This is a genomic window from Lonsdalea iberica (assembly GCF_002111585.1).
Lineage (GTDB): Bacteria > Pseudomonadota > Gammaproteobacteria > Enterobacterales > Enterobacteriaceae > Lonsdalea > Lonsdalea iberica.
This window is the reverse complement of record NZ_LUTP01000005.1, coordinates 13,792-33,259: the sequence shown is the minus strand read 5'-3', so window position 1 is coordinate 33,259 and position 19,468 is coordinate 13,792. Positions and strand designations below refer to the sequence as shown.

General features: G+C 52.9%; 19 protein-coding genes and 1 tRNA gene. 9 read left to right on the top strand and 11 right to left on the bottom strand.

From position 1 onward, the window contains the following. Positions 1 to 100: 100 nt before the first annotated feature. The gene (acnA, locus tag AU511_RS02880; protein ID WP_094108710.1) at positions 101 to 2,785 is read right to left on the bottom strand and encodes an aconitate hydratase AcnA; all 2,685 of its coding nucleotides are present in this window, start codon (positions 2,783 to 2,785) and stop codon (positions 101 to 103) included. Positions 2,786 to 3,216: 431 nt separating this feature from the next. On the opposite strand from acnA, the gene gstA reads away from it, so the two are divergent. Next, positions 3,217 to 3,831 (top strand): glutathione transferase GstA, encoded by a 615-nt coding sequence (gene gstA, locus AU511_RS02875; RefSeq protein WP_094099847.1) that lies wholly within the window; start codon positions 3,217 to 3,219, stop codon positions 3,829 to 3,831. Positions 3,832 to 3,903: 72 nt separating this feature from the next. On the opposite strand, the gene pdxY is transcribed toward gstA, so the two are convergent. The 5 genes from pdxY to anmK all read right to left on the bottom strand — a co-directional run bounded on the left by pdxY (position 3,904) and on the right by anmK (position 8,640). Continuing rightward, entirely contained in the window at positions 3,904 to 4,767 is an 864-nt protein-coding gene (gene pdxY / locus AU511_RS02870) for a pyridoxal kinase PdxY (RefSeq protein ID WP_094108709.1), read from the bottom strand. An 85-nt stretch (positions 4,768 to 4,852) separates the two neighbouring features. Beyond that, positions 4,853 to 6,130 carry a tyrosine--tRNA ligase gene (gene tyrS, locus AU511_RS02865; protein WP_094099845.1) on the bottom strand — a complete coding sequence of 426 codons (1,278 nt, stop codon included), beginning with the start codon at positions 6,128 to 6,130 and terminating at the stop codon, positions 4,853 to 4,855. A 214-nt stretch (positions 6,131 to 6,344) separates the two neighbouring features. After that, complete coding sequence (gene pdxH, locus AU511_RS02860) at positions 6,345 to 7,046, bottom strand: pyridoxamine 5'-phosphate oxidase (RefSeq protein WP_094108708.1); 702 nt, start codon at positions 7,044 to 7,046, stop codon at positions 6,345 to 6,347. 94 nt (positions 7,047 to 7,140) lie between these two features. Beyond that, positions 7,141 to 7,449, bottom strand: a complete 309-nt coding sequence (locus tag AU511_RS02855; protein WP_094108707.1) for an MliC family protein — start codon at positions 7,447 to 7,449, stop codon at positions 7,141 to 7,143. Positions 7,450 to 7,524: 75 nt separating this feature from the next. Next, positions 7,525 to 8,640 carry an anhydro-N-acetylmuramic acid kinase gene (gene anmK / locus AU511_RS02850; protein WP_094108706.1) on the bottom strand — a complete coding sequence of 372 codons (1,116 nt, stop codon included), beginning with the start codon at positions 8,638 to 8,640 and terminating at the stop codon, positions 7,525 to 7,527. A gap of 339 nt (positions 8,641 to 8,979) precedes the next feature. On the opposite strand from anmK, the gene AU511_RS02845 reads away from it, so the two are divergent. Next, on the top strand, positions 8,980 to 9,447 hold the full coding sequence (locus AU511_RS02845; RefSeq protein WP_094108705.1) for an outer membrane lipoprotein: 468 nt from the start codon (positions 8,980 to 8,982) through the stop codon (positions 9,445 to 9,447). Positions 9,448 to 9,590: 143 nt separating this feature from the next. Here AU511_RS02845 and slyA read toward each other — a convergent pair whose 3' ends face one another. After that, entirely contained in the window at positions 9,591 to 10,028 is a 438-nt protein-coding gene (gene slyA, locus AU511_RS02840; protein ID WP_026740287.1) for a transcriptional regulator SlyA, read from the bottom strand. A gap of 180 nt (positions 10,029 to 10,208) precedes the next feature. Next, the gene (locus tag AU511_RS02835; protein ID WP_094108704.1) at positions 10,209 to 10,448 is read right to left on the bottom strand and encodes a DUF1289 domain-containing protein; all 240 of its coding nucleotides are present in this window, start codon (positions 10,446 to 10,448) and stop codon (positions 10,209 to 10,211) included. A 315-nt stretch (positions 10,449 to 10,763) separates the two neighbouring features. Here AU511_RS02835 and gloA point away from each other — a divergent pair, with 315 nt between their 5' ends. Then, the gene (gene gloA, locus AU511_RS02830) at positions 10,764 to 11,171 is read left to right on the top strand and encodes a lactoylglutathione lyase (protein WP_094099840.1); all 408 of its coding nucleotides are present in this window, start codon (positions 10,764 to 10,766) and stop codon (positions 11,169 to 11,171) included. A gap of 108 nt (positions 11,172 to 11,279) precedes the next feature. Next, positions 11,280 to 11,954: a ribonuclease T gene (gene rnt / locus AU511_RS02825; RefSeq protein WP_094099839.1), complete on the top strand. Its 675-nt coding sequence runs from the start codon at positions 11,280 to 11,282 to the stop codon at positions 11,952 to 11,954. Positions 11,955 to 12,032: 78 nt separating this feature from the next. On the opposite strand, the gene AU511_RS02820 is transcribed toward rnt, so the two are convergent. After that, positions 12,033 to 12,383 (bottom strand): Grx4 family monothiol glutaredoxin, encoded by a 351-nt coding sequence (locus AU511_RS02820; RefSeq protein WP_094099838.1) that lies wholly within the window; start codon positions 12,381 to 12,383, stop codon positions 12,033 to 12,035. 337 nt (positions 12,384 to 12,720) lie between these two features. On the opposite strand from AU511_RS02820, the gene AU511_RS02815 reads away from it, so the two are divergent. Continuing rightward, a complete protein-coding gene (locus AU511_RS02815; protein WP_094108703.1) occupies positions 12,721 to 13,638 on the top strand; it encodes a C40 family peptidase in 918 nt (305 codons plus the stop codon). 119 nt (positions 13,639 to 13,757) lie between these two features. Here AU511_RS02815 and cydH read toward each other — a convergent pair whose 3' ends face one another. Next, positions 13,758 to 13,850 (bottom strand): cytochrome bd-I oxidase subunit CydH, encoded by a 93-nt coding sequence (cydH, locus tag AU511_RS17085; RefSeq protein ID WP_099017386.1) that lies wholly within the window; start codon positions 13,848 to 13,850, stop codon positions 13,758 to 13,760. A 376-nt stretch (positions 13,851 to 14,226) separates the two neighbouring features. Here cydH and purR point away from each other — a divergent pair, with 376 nt between their 5' ends. Next, on the top strand, positions 14,227 to 15,252 hold the full coding sequence (gene purR, locus AU511_RS02805; protein WP_094099835.1) for an HTH-type transcriptional repressor PurR: 1,026 nt from the start codon (positions 14,227 to 14,229) through the stop codon (positions 15,250 to 15,252). Between the two features lie 347 nt (positions 15,253 to 15,599). Further along, the gene (cfa, locus tag AU511_RS02800) at positions 15,600 to 16,751 is read left to right on the top strand and encodes a cyclopropane fatty acyl phospholipid synthase (protein ID WP_094108701.1); all 1,152 of its coding nucleotides are present in this window, start codon (positions 15,600 to 15,602) and stop codon (positions 16,749 to 16,751) included. Between the two features lie 49 nt (positions 16,752 to 16,800). Here the strand turns inward: cfa and AU511_RS02795 are convergent, their stop codons facing one another. Then, on the bottom strand, positions 16,801 to 17,448 hold the full coding sequence (locus AU511_RS02795; protein WP_094108700.1) for a riboflavin synthase subunit alpha: 648 nt from the start codon (positions 17,446 to 17,448) through the stop codon (positions 16,801 to 16,803). A gap of 265 nt (positions 17,449 to 17,713) precedes the next feature. Here AU511_RS02795 and AU511_RS02790 point away from each other — a divergent pair, with 265 nt between their 5' ends. After that, complete coding sequence (locus AU511_RS02790) at positions 17,714 to 19,087, top strand: MATE family efflux transporter (RefSeq protein WP_094108699.1); 1,374 nt, start codon at positions 17,714 to 17,716, stop codon at positions 19,085 to 19,087. Positions 19,088 to 19,240: 153 nt separating this feature from the next. After that, positions 19,241 to 19,317, top strand: a tRNA-Val gene (locus AU511_RS02785). Positions 19,318 to 19,468: the final 151 nt, after the last annotated feature.

The window sequence follows — 19,468 nt, the reverse complement described above, 5'->3', positions numbered from 1 at the left end:
CACGATGTGATGGTTAAAAACTGCGGCCTCAGTGATACGCGATTATTTGACCTTCAACAAGAGGACGTTCCTATGACCTTATTTATCCCAGGTGACAACGTCACTTTTGGTTCAGCATATTGCGGATGACGTAGTGCAAAATGCCGCCGTGACGGTAGTAAGTCAGTTCGTTACCGGTATCAATACGGCAGTGGGTGCTCACCGTTTGGGCTTTCCCCTCCTCTGAGGTGATAGTCACTGCCACCGTACTGCCGGGTTGCAACTCCATCAGCCCTGCAATATCGATACGCTCCCCACCGCGCAGCCCTAGCGTCTTACGAGTCACACCAGCGGGAAACTCCAAGGGAAGGATCCCCATGCCAATCAGGTTGGAACGGTGAATACGCTCAAATGTTTCTGCGATTACCACGCGAACGCCCAGCAGGCTGGGGCCTTTAGCGGCCCAGTCTCGGCTTGACCCGGAGCCGTACTCCTTGCCTGCAATGACCGCCAACGGGATCTGCTTCTGCTGATAGCGCATCGCGGCGTCGTAAATCGCCAGAATTTCCTGCGAGGGAATATGTCGGGTATACCCCCCTTCCGTACCCGGCACCATCTCATTGCGAATTCGAATATTGGCGAACGTCCCGCGCATCATGACTTCATGATTTCCCCGACGAGAACCGTAGGAGTTGAACGCGTCTGGCGCCACGCCATGCGCCTCCAAATAGCGCCCCGCCGGACTGTCAGCCTTAATATTCCCGGCAGGTGAAATATGGTCGGTGGTGACGGAGTCGCCCAGAATAGCGAGGATTTTGGCGCCATGAATGTCTTTTACCGGCTCCGGGGCGATCTGCATCGTATTGAAAAACGGCGTTTGGCGGATGTAAGTGGAATCAGCCGGCCAGCGATAAGTCGGTTCGTCGCCAACCGCTATCGCCCTCCACTCTTCCGTTCCGGAAAAGACTTCGGCGTACTCACGGCGAAACATATCGGTGCTGACGAGTTGAACCGCCTCCGCGACTTCTTTCGCGGATGGCCAGATATCACGCAGATAAACCGGCTGGCCTTTGTCATCCTTACCCAGCGGCTCCCGGCTGAGATCCACCGTCATATTCCCCGCCAGCGCATAGGCTACCACCAGCGGTGGAGACGCCAGCCAATTCGTTTTCACCAGAGGATGAATGCGGCCTTCAAAGTTGCGGTTGCCGGACAGCACTGCGCCGACGGTCAAGTCGCTTTGTCGGATCGCGGCTTCAATCGGCGCAGGCAACGGCCCGGAGTTGCCAATACAGGTGGTGCAGCCATACCCCACCAGATTAAAGCCCAGCCGATCCAGCGCAGCGGTAAGCCCGGCACGCGCCAGATATTCCGTGACGACTCGCGAGCCTGGCGCGAGAGAGGTTTTCACCCACGGGCGGGTACGCAGTCCGCGCGCCACCGCGTTGCGCGCCAGCAGGCCCGCCGTCATCAAGACATTCGGGTTGGAGGTGTTGGTGCAGGACGTGATTGCCGCGATAACCACAGCGCCGTCCCGCAATACCTGCGTTTCACCCACCGGCGAGTTGTTCGGCGCTGGGGCCTGCTGCGGTGGCTTCCGATTTAGATCCAGTTCACAGCTAGCCTGAAAGGCCGCGGGGACATCGGCCAAGGCGACGCGATCCTGCGGGCGTTTGGGACCCGCCAGGCTGGTTTCGACCTCGGACATATCCAGTTCAAGCTGGCTGGAAAAGCGAGGTTCGTCGCCTGGATTGCGCCACAGTCCCTGCCGCTTGCAGTAATTTTCCACCAGCGCAATCTGCTCTTCGCTGCGATTGGTCAGACGCAGGTAATTCAACGTCACCTCATCCACGGGGAAAAAGCCGCAGGTTGCGCCGTACTCCGGGGCCATGTTGCCTAATGTCGCCCGATCGGCCAGCGGTAAATAGGCCAGGCCGTCGCCGTAGAACTCCACGAATTTTCCTACTACGCCATGCTTACGCAGCATCTGAGTGACCGTCAGCACCAGATCGGTTGCGGTGATGCCTTCACGCAGCCGTCCCGTCAATTTAAATCCCACGACGTCTGGGATCAGCATGGATATGGGCTGCCCTAACATCGCCGCTTCAGCTTCGATACCCCCGACGCCCCAGCCCAAGACCCCCAAACCATTCACCATCGTTGTATGGGAGTCTGTACCGACCAGCGTATCCGGATAGGCGATTCGCCGCTCTCCGTCCTGCTCGAACCAGACGGTTTTAGCCAGATACTCTAGATTCACCTGATGGCAAATTCCCGTGCCGGGCGGCACCACGCTGAAGTGACGGAAGGCTTTCTGCCCCCAACGCAGAAATGCATACCGCTCATGATTACGCGTCATTTCCAGCCGTGTATTTTCCGCTAGCGCGCCCTCTTCGCCAAAATGGTCCACAGTCACCGAATGGTCAATCACCAGGTCAACCGGGGCCTGAGGATTAACCTTGTCGACATCGCCACCGAGGCGCCGAACGGCATCCCGCATCGCCGCCAAGTCAACCACTGCGGGGACGCCGGTGAAGTCCTGCATCAGCACGCGAGCCGGTCGATAGGCGATCTCTCGATCTCCGTGGGTACTGGCTTGCCACGCGACCAGCGCACGCATATCGTCATCACCTACGCTACCGCCGTCGAAGAATCGCAGCACATTTTCAAATAACACTTTGAGGGATTTGGGTAAGCCGTCGATATTACCCCACCGCTCCGCGGCCAGCGCCAGACTAAAGAAATGATAGGTGTGCTGACCCGCGGTCAGCGTTTCCATGCAGGCATTACAACGTTGTATTGACATGCTTCCTCCGGGCTAATGCCGTGACTGTCCTGCGGGGTGCCGTGGGGCAGAGCAGGACGTTCGCGCCAGCGGGTATGAGAGCCATGACTGATGGCCGCCGGTAGACAATAACCGGCATCTGCTTGTGGTCTTATTTAAAAATAACACAAACAAAAAATAACGTTTTTATAACAATGGCCGTTATCATAACGACAGGCATGGGCTGAAAATACGGCGATACCTTCGGCATGTGGCGAGAAAGTCGAGAGAAATTCGGTTATATAGCGCGCAGATTGGCGCCTGGAAGAGCAGACAAAAATTAATTTTTACTGTAAATAATAAGCGAGGCAATGCCTATTACGCCTCAAGGACAACTCGCCACCTTACTTAAGCAGCTAACAACAAGAACAATACATCAAATTAAATGGCAGTTTTTACGGAAGGAACGACGTATGAAACTCTATTACACCCCTGGCAGTTCCGCGCTGTTTCCTCATATCATCTTGTGCGAAACGCGCGCGCACTTCACGCTGGAACGGGTGGACCTGCACACCAAAAGGACCGAACAAGGCCGGGATTATCTGCACATCGCACCTAAAGGTTTAGTCCCGGCGCTGGAGCTGGACGACGGCAGCGTCCTCACCGAAGCCGTCGCTATCGGGCTCTATCTGGCGGATAAATCGCCGCAATACAATCTCATTGCGCCCCCTGACACCATCCATCATTACCATGCCATCGAGTGGTTGAACTACATCGCGATGGAAGTGCACAAAGCGGTATCGCCACTGTTCCGCTCAGGCACCCCCGAGTCTTACAAAGACCTGATGAGAAGCTACCTGAAACAACGATTCAACTATTTGAATAGGGTGTTGAGCGAGCACGACTATCTTATCGGCAACCGGTTTGGCGTCGCCGATGCCTATCTGTTCACCATCGCCCGCTGGACGCATAAGTTGAAGTTCGATTTGAGTACTTTCCCGGCGCTGAACAACTACATTGAGCGTGTAGGCTGTCGGCCGTCCGTTGAAAAAGCCATGACGGCGGAAGGACTTGAGCTGATTACCTGAGTGACCCATTGTTCAAGTCACAAAAGGGGAGAACATCGCGTTCTCCCCTTTTTTCAGTTGTCCGATAACGTCTTAACCGAGACGGACGGCTTGGAAATGATGGCGCGGACGAGCGATCCCATCCTGTGCCGCCACCAGCTGCAGCTCGTACTGTTGCATCTCGCTCGTCATGAGCATGACCTCGTATACGGCTGCGGTGGTATGCTCCAGCGCTTTCTCCAGCGCAATGCCTTTAAGCAAGTTCACTAACAGTAAACCACTGGTCAGATCGCCCACGCCCACGGGCTGTTTTTCGCCAAAATCCACTAGCGGGCGGCTGATGTGCCAAGCCTCCGTCGCCGTCACCAGCAGCATTTCGAAGCTGTCCTGACGATAGGCCGCGCGGCTCAGGTGTTTCACTAACACCAGCTTGGGCCCGCGCCGACACAGCTCACGACACGCCGATACCGCTGCATCCACGTTGTGTACCGTGCGTCCGCTCAGGAGCTCCAGTTCAGGTAAGTTGGGCGCTATAGCGTCGCTGACCAGCAGCGACTGGTGACAGTGGAAGTCCGTCACGCCGGGGGCAACGATGCAGCCTTTCTCGGGCGTGCCCATCACCGGATCACAGAAATAGATCGCATTGGGGTTCGCCGCCTTGACCTGGCGGACGATATCCAGGATATGCGCGCCCTGCTCGGGGGAGCCGATATAGCCGCTCAATACCGCGTCACAGTCCTTCAGTCGGTCGATGTTGCCAATGCCCTGAACTATCTCTGTCAGGTGCTCGGCAGGCATGACACAGCCGGTCCACTGTCCGTACTGGGTATGATTGGAAAACTGCACCGTATTCAACGGCCAGACATTGACGCCCATGCGTCGCATCGGAAACTCGGCGGCGCTATTACCGGCGTGGCCAAAGACGACGTGAGACTGGATCGACAGTATATTTTTCATCAACGATAGCTACCCTTGCCCCTGTGTTGCGATTTTTCTCGTTATTCAATGAATAAAGGGAGCATCACGCTCCCTTCAAAAACGATCAGGCTTTCCAGCAAACCAGACAGTAATGTTTCTTGCCTCGGCGCAACAGCGTGTAACGCCCGTATAAGCGGTCTTCATCACTGAAGGTGTATTCCGCATTGCTTTGCTTTTCACCGTTTACGGAAACGGCGTTGGATGAAATCATCGTCCGCGCCTGCCCACGGGATGGAACCAGCTCAGCACTGACCAAGGCCTGCTGAAGATCGGCGCCTTTTTCCAGTTCGATCGTTGGCATACCGTCCTGCGCCAGCTGGGAGAAGTCTTCCGCCGTCATGTCCTGCAACGCGCCGGAGAACAGGCTGTTCGTAATACGACGCGCCGCGGCCAGACCTTCATCGCCATGCACCATCTGCGTCACCAGCTCGGCCAGTACGTACTGTGCACGCGGCGCTTTGCCGCTGTTGCGGTCCTCTTCTTCCAGCGCATTGATCTCTTCAATGCTGAGGAAGGTGAAGAATTTCAGGAAGCGATAGACATCCGCATCGGCGGTGTTGATCCAGAACTGGTAGAATTTGTACGGGCTGGTTTTGCTGGCATCCAGCCACACCGCGCCGCCTTCGGTTTTCCCGAATTTCGTGCCGTCTGCTTTGGTGATCAGCGGAACCGTCAGGCCGAAGACCTGTTTTTGATTCATACGACGCGTCAGGTCAATACCGGACGTGATGTTGCCCCACTGATCGGAACCTCCGATCTGCAGCTCAACCCCGTGCGCGCTGTTCAGCGAGGTGAAGTCGTAACCCTGCAGCAGGTTGTAAGAGAATTCGGTGAAAGAAATACCGACGTCATCGCGGTTAAGACGCTGTTTGACCGCTTCCTTGTTAATCATCTGGTTCACAGAGAAATGTTTACCAATGTCACGCAGGAACGTCAGCACGTTCATGGAGCCGAACCAGTCATAGTTGTTGGCGGCAATCGCGCTGTTCTCGCCACAGTCGAAGTCCAGGAACGGCGCAACCTGACGTCGAATTTTTTCCACCCACTCATTCACCGTGTCTTCGGTGTTCAGCTTGCGTTCAGTCGCTTTAAAGCTCGGGTCGCCGATCAGGCCGGTCGCCCCGCCCACCAGCGCCACCGGCTTGTGGCCCGCCATCTGGAAACGTTTCAGGCAAAGCAGCGGAACCAGATGCCCCAAATGCAAGCTGTCGGCGGTAGGATCGAAACCGCAATACAGTGCAATCGGCCCTTGCGCCAGTCGCTCTGCTAACGCTTCCTCATCCGTCACCTGAGCCACGAGGCCCCGCTCTTGCAATTGTTTTACCAGGTTACTACTCGCCATTGAGAACTCCATTTTATAAAAAATCGTGTCGTTTCCCCGACGTTGAGCTGCCGGGCAACGTACTGGTGCCGTAATTCCAACAACGTTGGAACAAAGGATAACCGTCGAATCTGATGCTATACGATAAGCCGCCGGTCGCCGAGCGCGGCAGAAAACGCCATAGAATAAAGCGCGGTTAGCGGGAGCGCCAGAGGCATGTGCAGGTTTTCGTCCCTTACGGCGCGAGACGGTCTATTTGCCAGCCATTTTCCTGGCGTTGATACAGAAAACGGTCGTGCAGACGGTGCGTTCCGCCCTGCCAAAATTCCATGCTGTCGATATGCACGCGGTAACCGCCCCAAAAACTGGGCAGAGGCACTTCGCCGTGTTGAAATTTCTGTTTCAATTCCAAAAATTTGCTTTCAAGAATGCCGCGTGCGGAGATACGACTGGACTGCCTCGATACCCAGGCGCCAATTTGGCTATCTTTGGGGCGGCTATTGAAGTACTTCAATACGTCCAGCGTCGGGAGTTTTTCCGCTCGGCCGAGCACCGCCACCTGGCGATCCAGCATCTGCCATGGGAAAAGCAGACTGATACGAGCGTTGTTAGCCAGCTGCTGCGCTTTGCGGCTACCGAGATTGGTATAAAACACCATCCCCTGACGGTCGAAATGTTTCAGCAGCACAATGCGTTGATAGGGTTGGCCCGTTTCATCGACCGTCGCGACACACATCGCGGTGGGATCGCTTAATTGAGCGTCGCAGGCCTGTTTTAACCAACGCTCGAACATATCCAACGGATCTTCTGTCAGATCGTGGCGATGCAGCCCGCCCTGGGTATATTCGCGACGTAAATCCGCGATATCGATATGCGCGGCGGCGGCATCGGGCGCTATCGCTATCGTATTACGTGAGGGTTCATTTTCCGTTGTCATTGCATCCTTCCATCACACAAACGGGTATCAAAGTAAAATCATTCTGCGCCCGGCGGGTGAAAATCTCAACGTTGATGCCCCCCTATATCGTCCGCTACTTCAGCACGCAATCATCCACGATAAGCTTGCCGTCCCTCTGGATTGCCGCCTGATTGCCATTTCGAACAAAGGTATACTTATCATCGCCGTACTGTGTTCCGGACTCATTGGCTACCTGTGTTAAGCGGTGCCGTTCGCCATCGAGGAAGAACGCGATCTGTTCACGACCCTGACCCTGCGTTTGGGTCACAGTCAACGGCATCGTCCCGCATTGATAGTGCGTGACACTATCCTGAGCCTGCCTAAAGTGACTGCATCCGCTTAACAGCGTCAGCGCCATCCCCATCATTAACAGTCTGTTCATCTTTCTCTCCCATCGTGATCGTTCACCTGGAAAGCAGTCTACCAACCGGTCAGATGGGATGAGCTCAGCAAAGTCCTATTCGTGAGAGCTGGCAGGAAAGATCGCGCCCAGCACCGTTTCCCGGCACGCGCCGGTCACGGACGGTAAATTTCCGGGCAATCCCGAGAGCGTCCGGTAGGCCAGCCAGGCAAAAGCCAAGGCTTCCATGTCATCGCCGCTAATGCCGAATGCATCGGTCGTGCTAACGGCAGTGGTCGGCAACAGGGCCGTTAGACGCTGCATTAAGAGGGGATTCCGCGCCCCGCCGCCGCATACCAGTAGTCTTTCGGCCCCACCGGACTGGGTTATCTGCTGTGCAATGCTGATGGCGGTCAGCTCTGCAAGTGTTGCCTGTACATCGGCGGGTTCAATTTCAGGGAATGTCGCCAACTGGTGTTCAAGCCACTGCAGATTGAAATATTCTCGTCCCGTACTCTTGGGGGCAGGCAATAAGAAGTAAGGGTCGCTCAGCATTCTCTTCAACAGCCCATTATTCACGCTTCCGCCAAGTGCCCATGCGGCGTCTTTGTCGTAAGGCAGTGACTTATGCTTGAGAATCCATGCGTCAAGCAGCATGTTGCCTGGGCCGGTATCGAAGCCGGTGACCGGTCGGCCTGGCAGCAGGAGGGAAAGATTGGCGATACCGCCGATATTGAGGACAACCCGCCGTTCTGCGTCGCTGCTCAGCAACGCATGATGGAAAGCCGGTACTAACGGCGCGCCCTGCCCCCCCAACGCCATATCGCGCCGCCTGAAGTCCCCCACCGTCGTGATGCCGGTGACGGCCGCAATCCGGTTATTATCGCCTAGTTGGATCGTGCATGGATCCAAGCCTAGAGGTTCGTGCCACACCGTTTGCCCATGACAACCGACAGCCGTAATGTCTCGCGCACGCAGTGAAACCCGCGTCAGCAGCGTCTGGACCGCCTCGGCGAAAAGCCGGCCCAACTGGGTGTCTAAGTGCCCCACCGCTGACAACGTCACCGCCTGTCCCTGACACATGCCAAGAATTGCTTTTTTCATCGTTTCCGGCATGGGATGGCAATAACTGGCCAGTTGAACCACGCGCCCTTCGCTTATCTCAGCCAGCACGACATCGACGCCATCAAGGCTAGTGCCTGACATTACTCCTATATATCTTCCTGACTGCATGTCTGCTTACCTGCGCCTATAGTTAACAGTAAGTTAGTCTTATTGCTAATGGAGGGTCTTAGAAAAATAATCAACCAAAAAAGCAGGTTACCTTTTTTGATGACATGAAATACAGTATTCCGATATCGTCATTTTTATCAACACGCCTGAATTTGACAAAAATGACGACCTAATGGAGTTGATTCAGGAACTTGCTCGCGTGTTTATCATCAATTTAAGCGCAGTGTTCTAACTTAGTGTTCAAAAGTGGAATGACACCAAGAACAGACCATAATCTAAACACATACCTTTCGCCGGCACCCGGCTGTGCCAGCCCGACATAGTCATTAGGAGTTTTTTATGATGAAGCGTTTCATTGTCATTGCCATCGCAAGCGTCACATTGGCTGGCTGCGCAAACACCAGCACGTTATCAGGCGATGTCTACAGCGCATCGGAAGCTAAGCAGATCCAGACCGTGACTTACGGTACGGTCGTATCCACCCGTCCGGTGCAAATTCAGGCCGGCGAGGATAACAACGTCATCGGCGCTGTAGGCGGCGCTGTGCTGGGCGGATTCCTGGGGAATACTATCGGCGGTGGCGCAGGACGTAGCCTGGCAACCGCCGCCGGCGCAGTCGCAGGTGGAGTGGCTGGGTCGAGCATTGAAGGCGCAGCTAACCGGACGCAAGGCGTCGAACTGGAAATTCGCCGGGATGATGGCAGCACCATCATGGTGGTTCAGAAACAAGGCAATACCCGGTTTTACTCTGGTCAACGCGTAGCAATGGCAAACAACGGCCGAACCCTGACGGTTTCCCCCCGTTAAACTCAAACAAACACAATCACCACCCAAAGGGGTGGTGATTGTGTGCTTCAATTAATCGTTGATAAACCGTTCAGCCAACTCTCGTCAATAAACGATGGCACAAATAAATCGCTATTACTTATACATTTTAGAAATGCATTTAATTAAGACTGGCTCTCATGTAATGAAAGTATATTTTTTTCCAATCGAGATATAATAACAGTTAATTTATTTACTTCCTCTGGCGTAATACCATCCAGTATTTCACTGCGCGTTTGTTGTATAACGTCATTCACCGCCACAATGATTGGGTCAGCCATTTCAGTCAAAAGAATACGCTTTGCACGTCGATCATGAGTACAAATATGTCTCGTGATCAGCCCTTTATCTTCCAGTTGGTCCAACGTGCGAACTAATGAAGGCTGCTCAATACCAATCGCTTTCGCCAGCTGTATTTGAGACTGTCCGGGCGGGAGTTCATGTATATTATGCAAAGTCACCCAATGTGTCTGGGTCAAGTCCAAAGGCTTTAAACGTTGATCAATCAAAGCGCGCCAAACACGTACCAACCGAGCTAAATCAGATCCTAATGGCAATTCCATCACCTCTCCTTATAATTAGCAGACTAAGTTATATCCCTGGATTGCAACCATTTCTGATTTAATAGAAAAGAAAATAAGAAGTTAAAATTTGTTCTAAAAACGTATGAAGATCTTATCAAATAATAATTAATTAAAAATGATCTCACACTTAATTTTTGGCATTAAACATCACAACAAACATTAAAACAAGGGCGGTTGATCTGGCGCAGTCGTTGTTAATTGTTGTTCTACTCTCTCGTAACGCTTCATTCTTTGCCGACACAGCCTCAAAATATTCTGTTTTTCAGCATCGCTCATCCGTGCCCAGTTAAAACGTTCGGCCCGACTACGGAAACAACCGCGGCAAAACCCACGTTCATTAGCTTGGCAGATACCACGACAGGGATTGGGTACAGGGAAAAGTTCAAGCTGCTCAGCCACGGGACCTCCTCGTCGGATCCCTTTATTGAACCGTTGTTCGCAATGGCAGGCAAGCGTTCATTGCGGATATCCGGAATAATAGTTCAGATAATTGACTAACCGCAACCCAATTCTTAGCAGACCATAACAGGTCTGATAGTCTTCTGTCGATGAAAACCCTAAAATCACAAAAGCGAATTTTCGTTCATTAAACAAAGTTTTAACACATTGAAAAATAATGATTTGGACTCAAAGTTTTATGACCGCTATACTTTGCAGGCTATTTCCCGTGGTACACGAGGATGGTGACTGACAAAAGCCGAATGAGAGGACATTATGCGTTTACTTCATACCATGCTGCGCGTTGGCGATTTACAACGTTCCATTAACTTTTATACCCAGGTATTGGGCATGCGCCTGTTACGCACCAGCGAAAATACGGAATACCGCTATTCATTGGCTTTTGTGGGTTATACGGAAGAAAGCGAAGGAGCCGTGATTGAGTTGACGTATAACTGGGGCGTTGAGAGCTATGATTTGGGTTCGGCCTATGGTCACATCGCGCTGGGCGTGGACGACGTGGCTGCGACCTGCGAGCGCATTCGCCGGGACGGCGGAAAGGTGACTCGCGAGGCAGGTCCAGTAAAAGGCGGAACCACCATCATCGCCTTCGTTGAAGATCCTGATGGCTATAAAATCGAGCTGATTGAAAACAACCATGCCGGCCAGGGCCTGGGCAACTAACCTACCCCACTGTCGGGCGCGTGCTGCGTCCGTCACCTCTGCATTACTGCATCCCCTTCAAAAATTTGCCATAATACGCACTGCATTTTTGCTAAAGAAAAGAGACTGATGGCCGAGAAAATTAATCTGAACGCACTGAGCGCCCGTTTTCGCGGGTTTTATCCTGTCGTGATCGACGTGGAAACCGCAGGATTCAATGCTAAAACGGATGCGCTGCTTGAGATTGCAGCCATCACACTGAAAATGGACGACAACGGCTGGTTACAGCAGGACCAGACGCTACATTTCCATGTGGAACCTTTCGAAGGCGCGAACCTGCAGCCCGAAGCGCTGGCCTTCAACGGCATCGATCCCAGTAATCCGCTGCGCGGCGCCGTCAAAGAGTACGACGCGCTGCACGAAATTTTCAAAATGGTGCGTAAAGGCATTAAAGATCAAGGTTGTAATCGCGCTATCGTCGTGGCGCATAATGCCACTTTCGATCACAGCTTTCTCATGGCCGCGGCCGAGCGTTGCAGCCTCAAGCGCAACCCTTTCCACCCTTTCGCTACCTTCGATACCGCCGCGTTGAGTGGGCTGGTTGTCGGCCAAACGGTGCTGGCCAAAGCCTGTATCACCGCCGGAATTCCCTTTGATTCCTCGCAGGCGCATTCGGCGCTATACGATACTCAACGCACCACGCTGCTGTTTTGCGAACTGGTTAATCGCTGGAAAAAATTGGGCGGATGGCCATTGGCGCTGAACGAGTCCGAAGAAGACAATACCGCGGTGGTTCATCGCTAGACATAATCAGGGCGGCCTAAGCCGCCCTGAACAGCGCCGGACACGCGGTCAGCTCCCGCGTCAGTCCAAGCCCTTTGCTTACTCTTGACCCGGCTGCTGAGCGTTATATTTTTCAGCCGTTTCTTTGATGAGTTTTGGCAACTCGCCGCTCTGATACATTTCGATCACGATATCGCAACCGCCCACCAGCTCGCCGTCAACCCACAGCTGAGGAAATGTCGGCCAGTTGGCATATTTCGGCAGTTCCGCACGGATGTCCGGGTTCTGCAGGATATCGACATAAGCAAAACGCTCGCCACATGCCGACAACGCTTGAACCGCCTGAGCAGAAAAACCACAGCTCGGCAGTTTCGGGGAACCTTTCATGTACAGCAGAATCGGGTTTTCAGCGATTTGACGCTGGATTTTTTCAATTGTCGTTGTCGTCATTCTATTGCTTCCTTAAAGCACGTGATGGCTGGTGATAAGCCACTAGCCATAGCATCAGTACAGGGCATACGCTCACCCAGCTACTCTGACACATTTTAACGATAGCGATAACCACAAAAAACGCCATCTTTTGTAAGGTTATCGCCGGATGGTTTTTAGAAACGATAACCGGTTAAATCAACTACAAAAATCAGCTTTAATCCGGAGAAAAAAACACGCATTAACGATTTTTCACTATTCTGTACCCATTAACTGCTTTTTCGCGCTTTGTCATCATGCTGATCTGAGGAATACTGTGGATACCGGACGATTAAGAACACCCATCGGTCAGACTATTATGCGTTTACTTACTACTTTTTTCGTATTGGTTTTTAGTAGCTTGGTCTTCAGCCAGGCGATATCTGCCCCCCATGATCCGGCGATAACATCCCGTAAATCCACAGTCGATCCCTCAGACGCAGTTAATACGAAGAAAAACAAAGAAACCAAAAACGCTAAAAAGTCAGGAATGACCTCACAAGACAAGAAAAAAATCCGCAGTAAACCACTCAACACTAAAACTGCCGCTGACGCCGACAACGACAAAAAGATCAAACGCAGCGTAAAACGCATACCGACCGTAGCCCACTCTTTTTCACATAGAGACGCCACTTTCCGTCAATCCACGCCCAAGACCGTCAAACGGCTATCCCGCGGTCAACCCACGCTGACTAATAGAACGCCAAAACGGGGCCGCACAGTTCGAATGAATGAAGAGAAATCGACTGCCGCGCGTGTTACTCGTACTAGAAATGATGACGTCAACGAACCACGTGGCCTGACATTAAGCGCAGCCCATAAGCTCCGCTCTCAACGCGCAAAAGTCACCGCGCTCAACAAGCTGATGAGTCAAATTGGCAAACCTTACCACTGGGGCGGCTCATCACCGTACACCGGTTTCGATTGCAGCGGGTTGGTCTATTACGCCTACAAAGATATTGTGAAGATTCCGATTCCCCGTACCGCCAATGAGATGTTTCATTTGCGTGATGCCGCGCCTATCAAGAAAAACGAGTTGGAAAGCGGCGATCTGGTCTTCTTCCGCATCAACCACCGCGGTACGGCCGACCATGTAGGCGTTTATGTTGGAAACGGACGATTCATTCAGTCTCCACGCGCCGGTTCAGATATCAAAATAAGCAAACTCAGCGAAGATTATTGGCAAGAACATTACATTGGGGCGCGTCGGGTGGTCATGCCACAGACAGTCAGATAAATTGCAGCCATGTTTCTAATCTACGCAATGACGAGATAGAAAAAGGGACAGAAGTCCCTTTTTTTTGCGATGTGCTCATGAGAAGGATTTTTAGCGGGCGCAAACCTTGGCGGAATGGCTTACGCGCCAAATACCGCGGTAAAACTGAAGGCGATAATTACCGCCAATGCCGCGACAGTCGTCAACAACGACATTTTCAAATTAGTATCCATAACTCTCCCCTTTATTTTCAGAACAACCCTCAAGGCCGTTATACCGTTTCAGTATAGAGGAACTGATAGCTGCCAGCACCCAAATGATGAACATTATGTTATGAGAAAGTGACCTTTCTGTTCCATTTCACCAATAACGTCCATTTATCGTTAAAGGAGTAGAATTAACGCTTTCACTTTTCGGCGGGATCGGACAGAATTGCCGGTTTACTGCTGTACGAACTCCGTTGGTCGAGCATCATTTCCTATCTTCAGGTATATCCGTCGACACCCCTCCTTCTGAAATACACTCATCTTCAGAAAGAGACGAATTCGCGCAGGCAAACGATTAACAAGTTACTTACTGCTGCAGGAAGTAGGTTTAGGAGTCATTTAGATGGCAACGATTAAAGATGTGGCAAAACGTGCTGGCGTTTCGACCACGACCGTATCCCACGTCATTAATAAGACCAGATTCGTCGCCGAAGAAACCAAAGCCGCCGTTCGCGCTGCCATTGACGAACTGCATTATTCTCCGAGCGCTGTCGCGCGCAGCCTGAAAGTCAATAACACCAAGTCTATCGGACTGCTGGCGACATCCAGCGAGGCGCCCTATTTCGCCGAGATTATCGAATCCGTCGAAAACAGCTGCTACGCCAAAGGCTATACGCTGATTCTTTGCAACTCCCATAACGATCTAGACAAACAGCGGGCCTATCTCGCCATGCTGGCGCAAAAACGCGTGGACGGGCTGCTGGTCATGTGTGCGGAATACCCACCCGAGCTCCTGACGATGCTGGAGGGTTATCGCCATATTCCCATGGTCGTCATGGACTGGGGACAGGCGCACAGCGACTTCACCGACACCGTCATTGATAATGCTTTCGAAGGTGGATACCTCGCTGCACAATACCTCATTGAACGCGGCCATCGCGATATCGGGGCGATCCCCGGGTTACAGGAGCGTAATACCGGTAGCGGACGTTATCTGGGCTTCAAACAAGCGCTCGACAAAGCCGGCATCGAACTCCGTGAAGAGTGGGTCGTGCAGGGTGACTTTGAACCTGAGTCCGGCTACAAAGCCATGCATCAGATATTGGCGCAGAAAAATCGGCCAACCGCGGTATTCTGCGGCGGCGATATCATGGCAATGGGCGCGCTCTGCGCGGCAGACGAGCTTGGTCTGCGCGTGCCGCAGGATATCTCTATCATCGGCTATGATAACGTACGTCATTCACGCTATTTCACCCCGGCGCTGACCACCATTCATCAGCCGAAAGAACGGTTGGGGCAATCCGCCTTTGCCATGCTGTTGGACCGAATTACCAGTAAACGGGAAACGTCTCAGGTGATTGAGGTACATCCTCGATTAATCGAGCGTCGATCCGTGGCTGACGGCCCATTCCGAGATTATCGCCGTTAGTGATTACATCTATTTCGATTGAAATAATTACCCCCACCTTTTCCCCTGCTTCAGCCATTTAAAGCTTGTACCCTGGTTGAAGCAGTCATAAACTTGTCCCTGTCTTATAAGACAATAACCTACGAACAAGACATACTGAGCAGTTTGCTATCCTGTCGATATAACATGTTGCCTACTCTGGCTTTTGTGGCACGGATAGATGCCTTTCGTACCGGCTTTTCTCTTAATTTCCCCCAGTCCCTTTTTCGGGGGATAGACGATGGATCACGTCCACCGACACCTTCTGCAGGTTATTTTGTCTAGGCTGTTTCTTGCGATGTTCGCTAACAGCAAGATAGGGAGAGGTTATGAGTTCATCTTGTATGGAGGAACTGGACATCCATAACACGTCCTGGTTCCAAATTGTGAAAGAAATGTTGTCCTCGGCGGATATCGCTATCAATGGCGGGCGTCCGTTCGATATTCAGGTCAAGAATCCTGATCTCTATAAACGCGTGTTGCGGGAAGGTTCTCTCGGTCTGGGAGAGAGTTACATGGACGGTTGGTGGGAATGTGAAAGACTCGATATCTTCTTCCACCGCGTACTCCGAGCGGGACTTGATAACAAGCTCCCCAAGCATGTTAGTGATATCGCCCGCGTTCTCATCGCCCGCCTCACCAACCTACAGTCCAAAAAACGAGCCTGGATCGTCGGAAAAGAGCATTACGATCTCGGCAATGACCTTTTCTCACTCATGCTTGACCCTTACATGCAGTACTCATGCGGCTACTGGAAAGAAGCCGAAACGCTGGAGCAGGCCCAAGAAAACAAACTGCGCATGATCTGCGAAAAACTGCAGTTGAAACGCGGTATGACCCTACTCGATATTGGCTGTGGCTGGGGGGGATTATCTGAATACGCGGCAAGGCACTATGGGGTCTCCGTCACCGGGGTGACAATCTCGCGGGAACAGCGAAGACTGGCGCAGGAGCGATGTCGGGATCTGGACGTCACCATCCTGCTGGAAGATTATCGCGATTTAGACCGCCAGTTTGACCGCATTGTCTCCGTCGGCATGTTCGAACACGTCGGGCCAAAAAATTACGACACCTACTTCCGCGTCGTTCGCAAAAATCTGAAGCCCAAGGGGTTGTTTCTATTGCACACCATCGGCGCGAATAAAACCGACCTGTCCGTTGACCCGTGGATTGACCGCTATATTTTCCCCAACGGCTGTCTGCCGTCCGTGCAACACATTGCGCACGCCAGCGAGCGTCACATGATTATGGAAGATTGGCACAATTTCGGGGCCGACTATGACCGCACGCTAATGGCCTGGCATGAGCGATTTCAGAAGCACTGGCCGGAGTTGGCCAGCGCCTATTCCGGACGTTTCCAGCGGATGTTCAGCTATTACCTGAACGCCTGCGCGGGCGCCTTCCGGGCGCGGAATATCCAGTTATGGCAGGTGTTGTTCAGCACCAATGGCGTGGAAGGCGGAATTCGCGCGCCACGTTGACAGTCAAGGTTGGCGGAATCCATCGGGTTTCGCCAACCTGCAACCGCGATCAGGCTTGGGAAGGCGTAGGAACCACGGACAGGGAAAGGTTCTGATTCGCCAGAACGCGTTCGACGGTGTCGACAATCGCCTGAGTCTGCGGATCGATTTCGATGTTGATGTGCTCGCCCAGTCGTTTTTTACCCAGCGTCGTACGCTGCAACGTCTCGGGGATCAGATGCACGCAGAAGCGGCTTTTCGTCACTTCACCCACCGTCAGGCTGATCCCATCGATACCGACAAATCCTTTGTGCAGGATATACTTCATCTGCGTTTCGTCCGCCGGGCGGAACCAAATCTGCTGGTTGTTTTCCGAGGTGAGAATCTTCACGATCTCCGCCGTGCACATAATATGGCCGGACATCACATGCCCCCCGACGTCATCACCAAATTTGGCGGCGCGCTCTACGTTGACCCAAGAACCGACCTGCAGATCCGCCAGATTGGTTAAACGCAACGTCTCTTTCATGATATCGAAACTAACATAGTCGCCATCGATTTTCGTCACGGTTAAACAGCACCCGTTATTGGCGATAGACGCACCAATCTGCAACCCCGGCAGCAGCGCTTGGGGCAGTTGCAGAACATGAGTGCGGAAGTTGTTTTTTTCATCAATAGATACCACCGGCGCGGTGCCCTGAACGATACCAGTAAACATGGATTCTGCCTCTTTACAAATCAAACTCGTCTGTTGAATGTTGCTGGCTTGAAATCACCAACAAAAACGCTACCGTCAGTTCGCACGATATCGTGTGATGTGGGTAGTTAGCCTGAAAGATTTAACTACTGAAATCACCGCGTGTAAATAGACAAGTTATTGGTAATAGAGCCTTAACACATTACAATGTGCCACTTTTTCCCAAAAAATAGGATGATGGCGTCATCTAGTGTGGCGAACTGTCGATCTTCATAAAGGTGTTAGCGTGCAAAAGTATCTCACGGAAGCGCGTCAGCTGTTGGCGCTAGCGATCCCCGTCATCATTGCCCAGGTCTCACAAACGTCCATGGGTGTCGTTGACACCATCATGGCCGGTTCCTACAGCGCTACCGATATGGCGGCGGTCGCAGTTGGAACGTCGATTTGGTTGCCAGTCATTCTGTTTGGCCACGGCCTGCTGATGGCGTTAACGCCGGTCGTGGCCCAGCTCAATGGTTCAGGCCGACGTGAACGCATTGCGCATCAGCGGCAGCAGGCTTTTCTGCTGGCCGCCATGATCTCGGTCGTCACCATGCTTGTGCTCTATCAAGGCGACAAGGTGATTCAGCTAATGCATAACGACTCGCCGGAGCTGGCAGAAAAAGCCGTCGGCTATCTGCGCGCGCTGCTTTGGGGCGTTCCCGGCTATCTGTTTTTCCAGGTACTGCGCAGCCAGTGCGAAGGGTTATCCAAAACCAAACCGGGGATGATCGTCGGTTTCATTGGCCTGCTGGTCAATATTCCTATCAACTACGTGTTTATTCACGGAACGCTGGGCATGCCCGAATTGGGCGGTGTTGGCTGTGGCGTCGCCACCGCCTCGGTGTACTGGATAATGCTGTTGTTACTGGCGGGCTATCTGCACCGAGCGCGCTGGATACAAAGCATTAGCAGCCATGCCACGCCCCTGCGTCCCGACTGGCCCGTCATCAAACGGCTATTCAACCTCGGACTGCCTCTCGCGCTTGCGATGCTGTTTGAAGTCAGCCTGTTTGCGGTCGTCGCCTTGCTGGTCCTGCCTCTCGGCGTTGTTGATGTTGCCGGTCACCAGATCGCGCTTAGCTTCAGCTCGCTGATGTTTGTACTGCCGATGTCGCTGGGCGTCGCCGCCACCATCCGAGTAGGACACCGACTTGGGGAAGGTTCGGTGGCCGATGCCCGCATCGCCGCACGCACCAGTCTTTTTTGCGGCGTCGCGCTGGCATGCTGCACAGCGATTTTCACCGTGATACTGCGTGAGCCCATCGCTTTGCTTTACAACGACAATCCACTGGTCGTGGCGATGGCGGCGCATCTCATGCTGCTCGCCGCCATCTATCAGGTGTCCGATGCCATTCAGGTCATTGGCAGCGGCGTATTGCGTGGCTACAAAGATACCCGCGCTATCTTCTTCATCACCTTCACGGCTTATTGGGTGCTCGGCCTGCCTTCAGGATACCTACTGGCGCTGACGGATAGATTGGTTGCGCCGATGGGGCCGGCAGGATTCTGGTGCGGATTCATCATTGGCCTGACCGCCTCCGCCATCATGATGGGCTTGCGTATTCGCTGGGTGCAAAACCAACCAGCCGCGGTCACGCTGGCGCGTTCTGAGCATTAACTCACTGAAATGATGAAAAAAACGCCGAACTGGATATAAGCTCGTCAATCGAACCGGCAAGGCGGCAATTTAGTATAATTGCCCCTTGCCAGCCGCCATTCAGGTCGTTAATATCCGTCCCCGTTGTCGCACTGACAGCAGTGTTTCAGGCATGCGTTCTTAGCTCAGTTGGTTAGAGCACCACCTTGACATGGTGGGGGTCGATGGTTCGAGTCCATTAGAACGCACCATTCCTGCTTCTCCTTCCCGATACGTTTCAACCTTTGTTTTTGTGACTCTCCGAACTCTTCTCAAGACTTGATACGTCCTATCGAAAAACGACCGACCTTCAACAGGTTCCGGATTACGGTCCTATGAGCGCCACAACACCTTTGCTGGGCA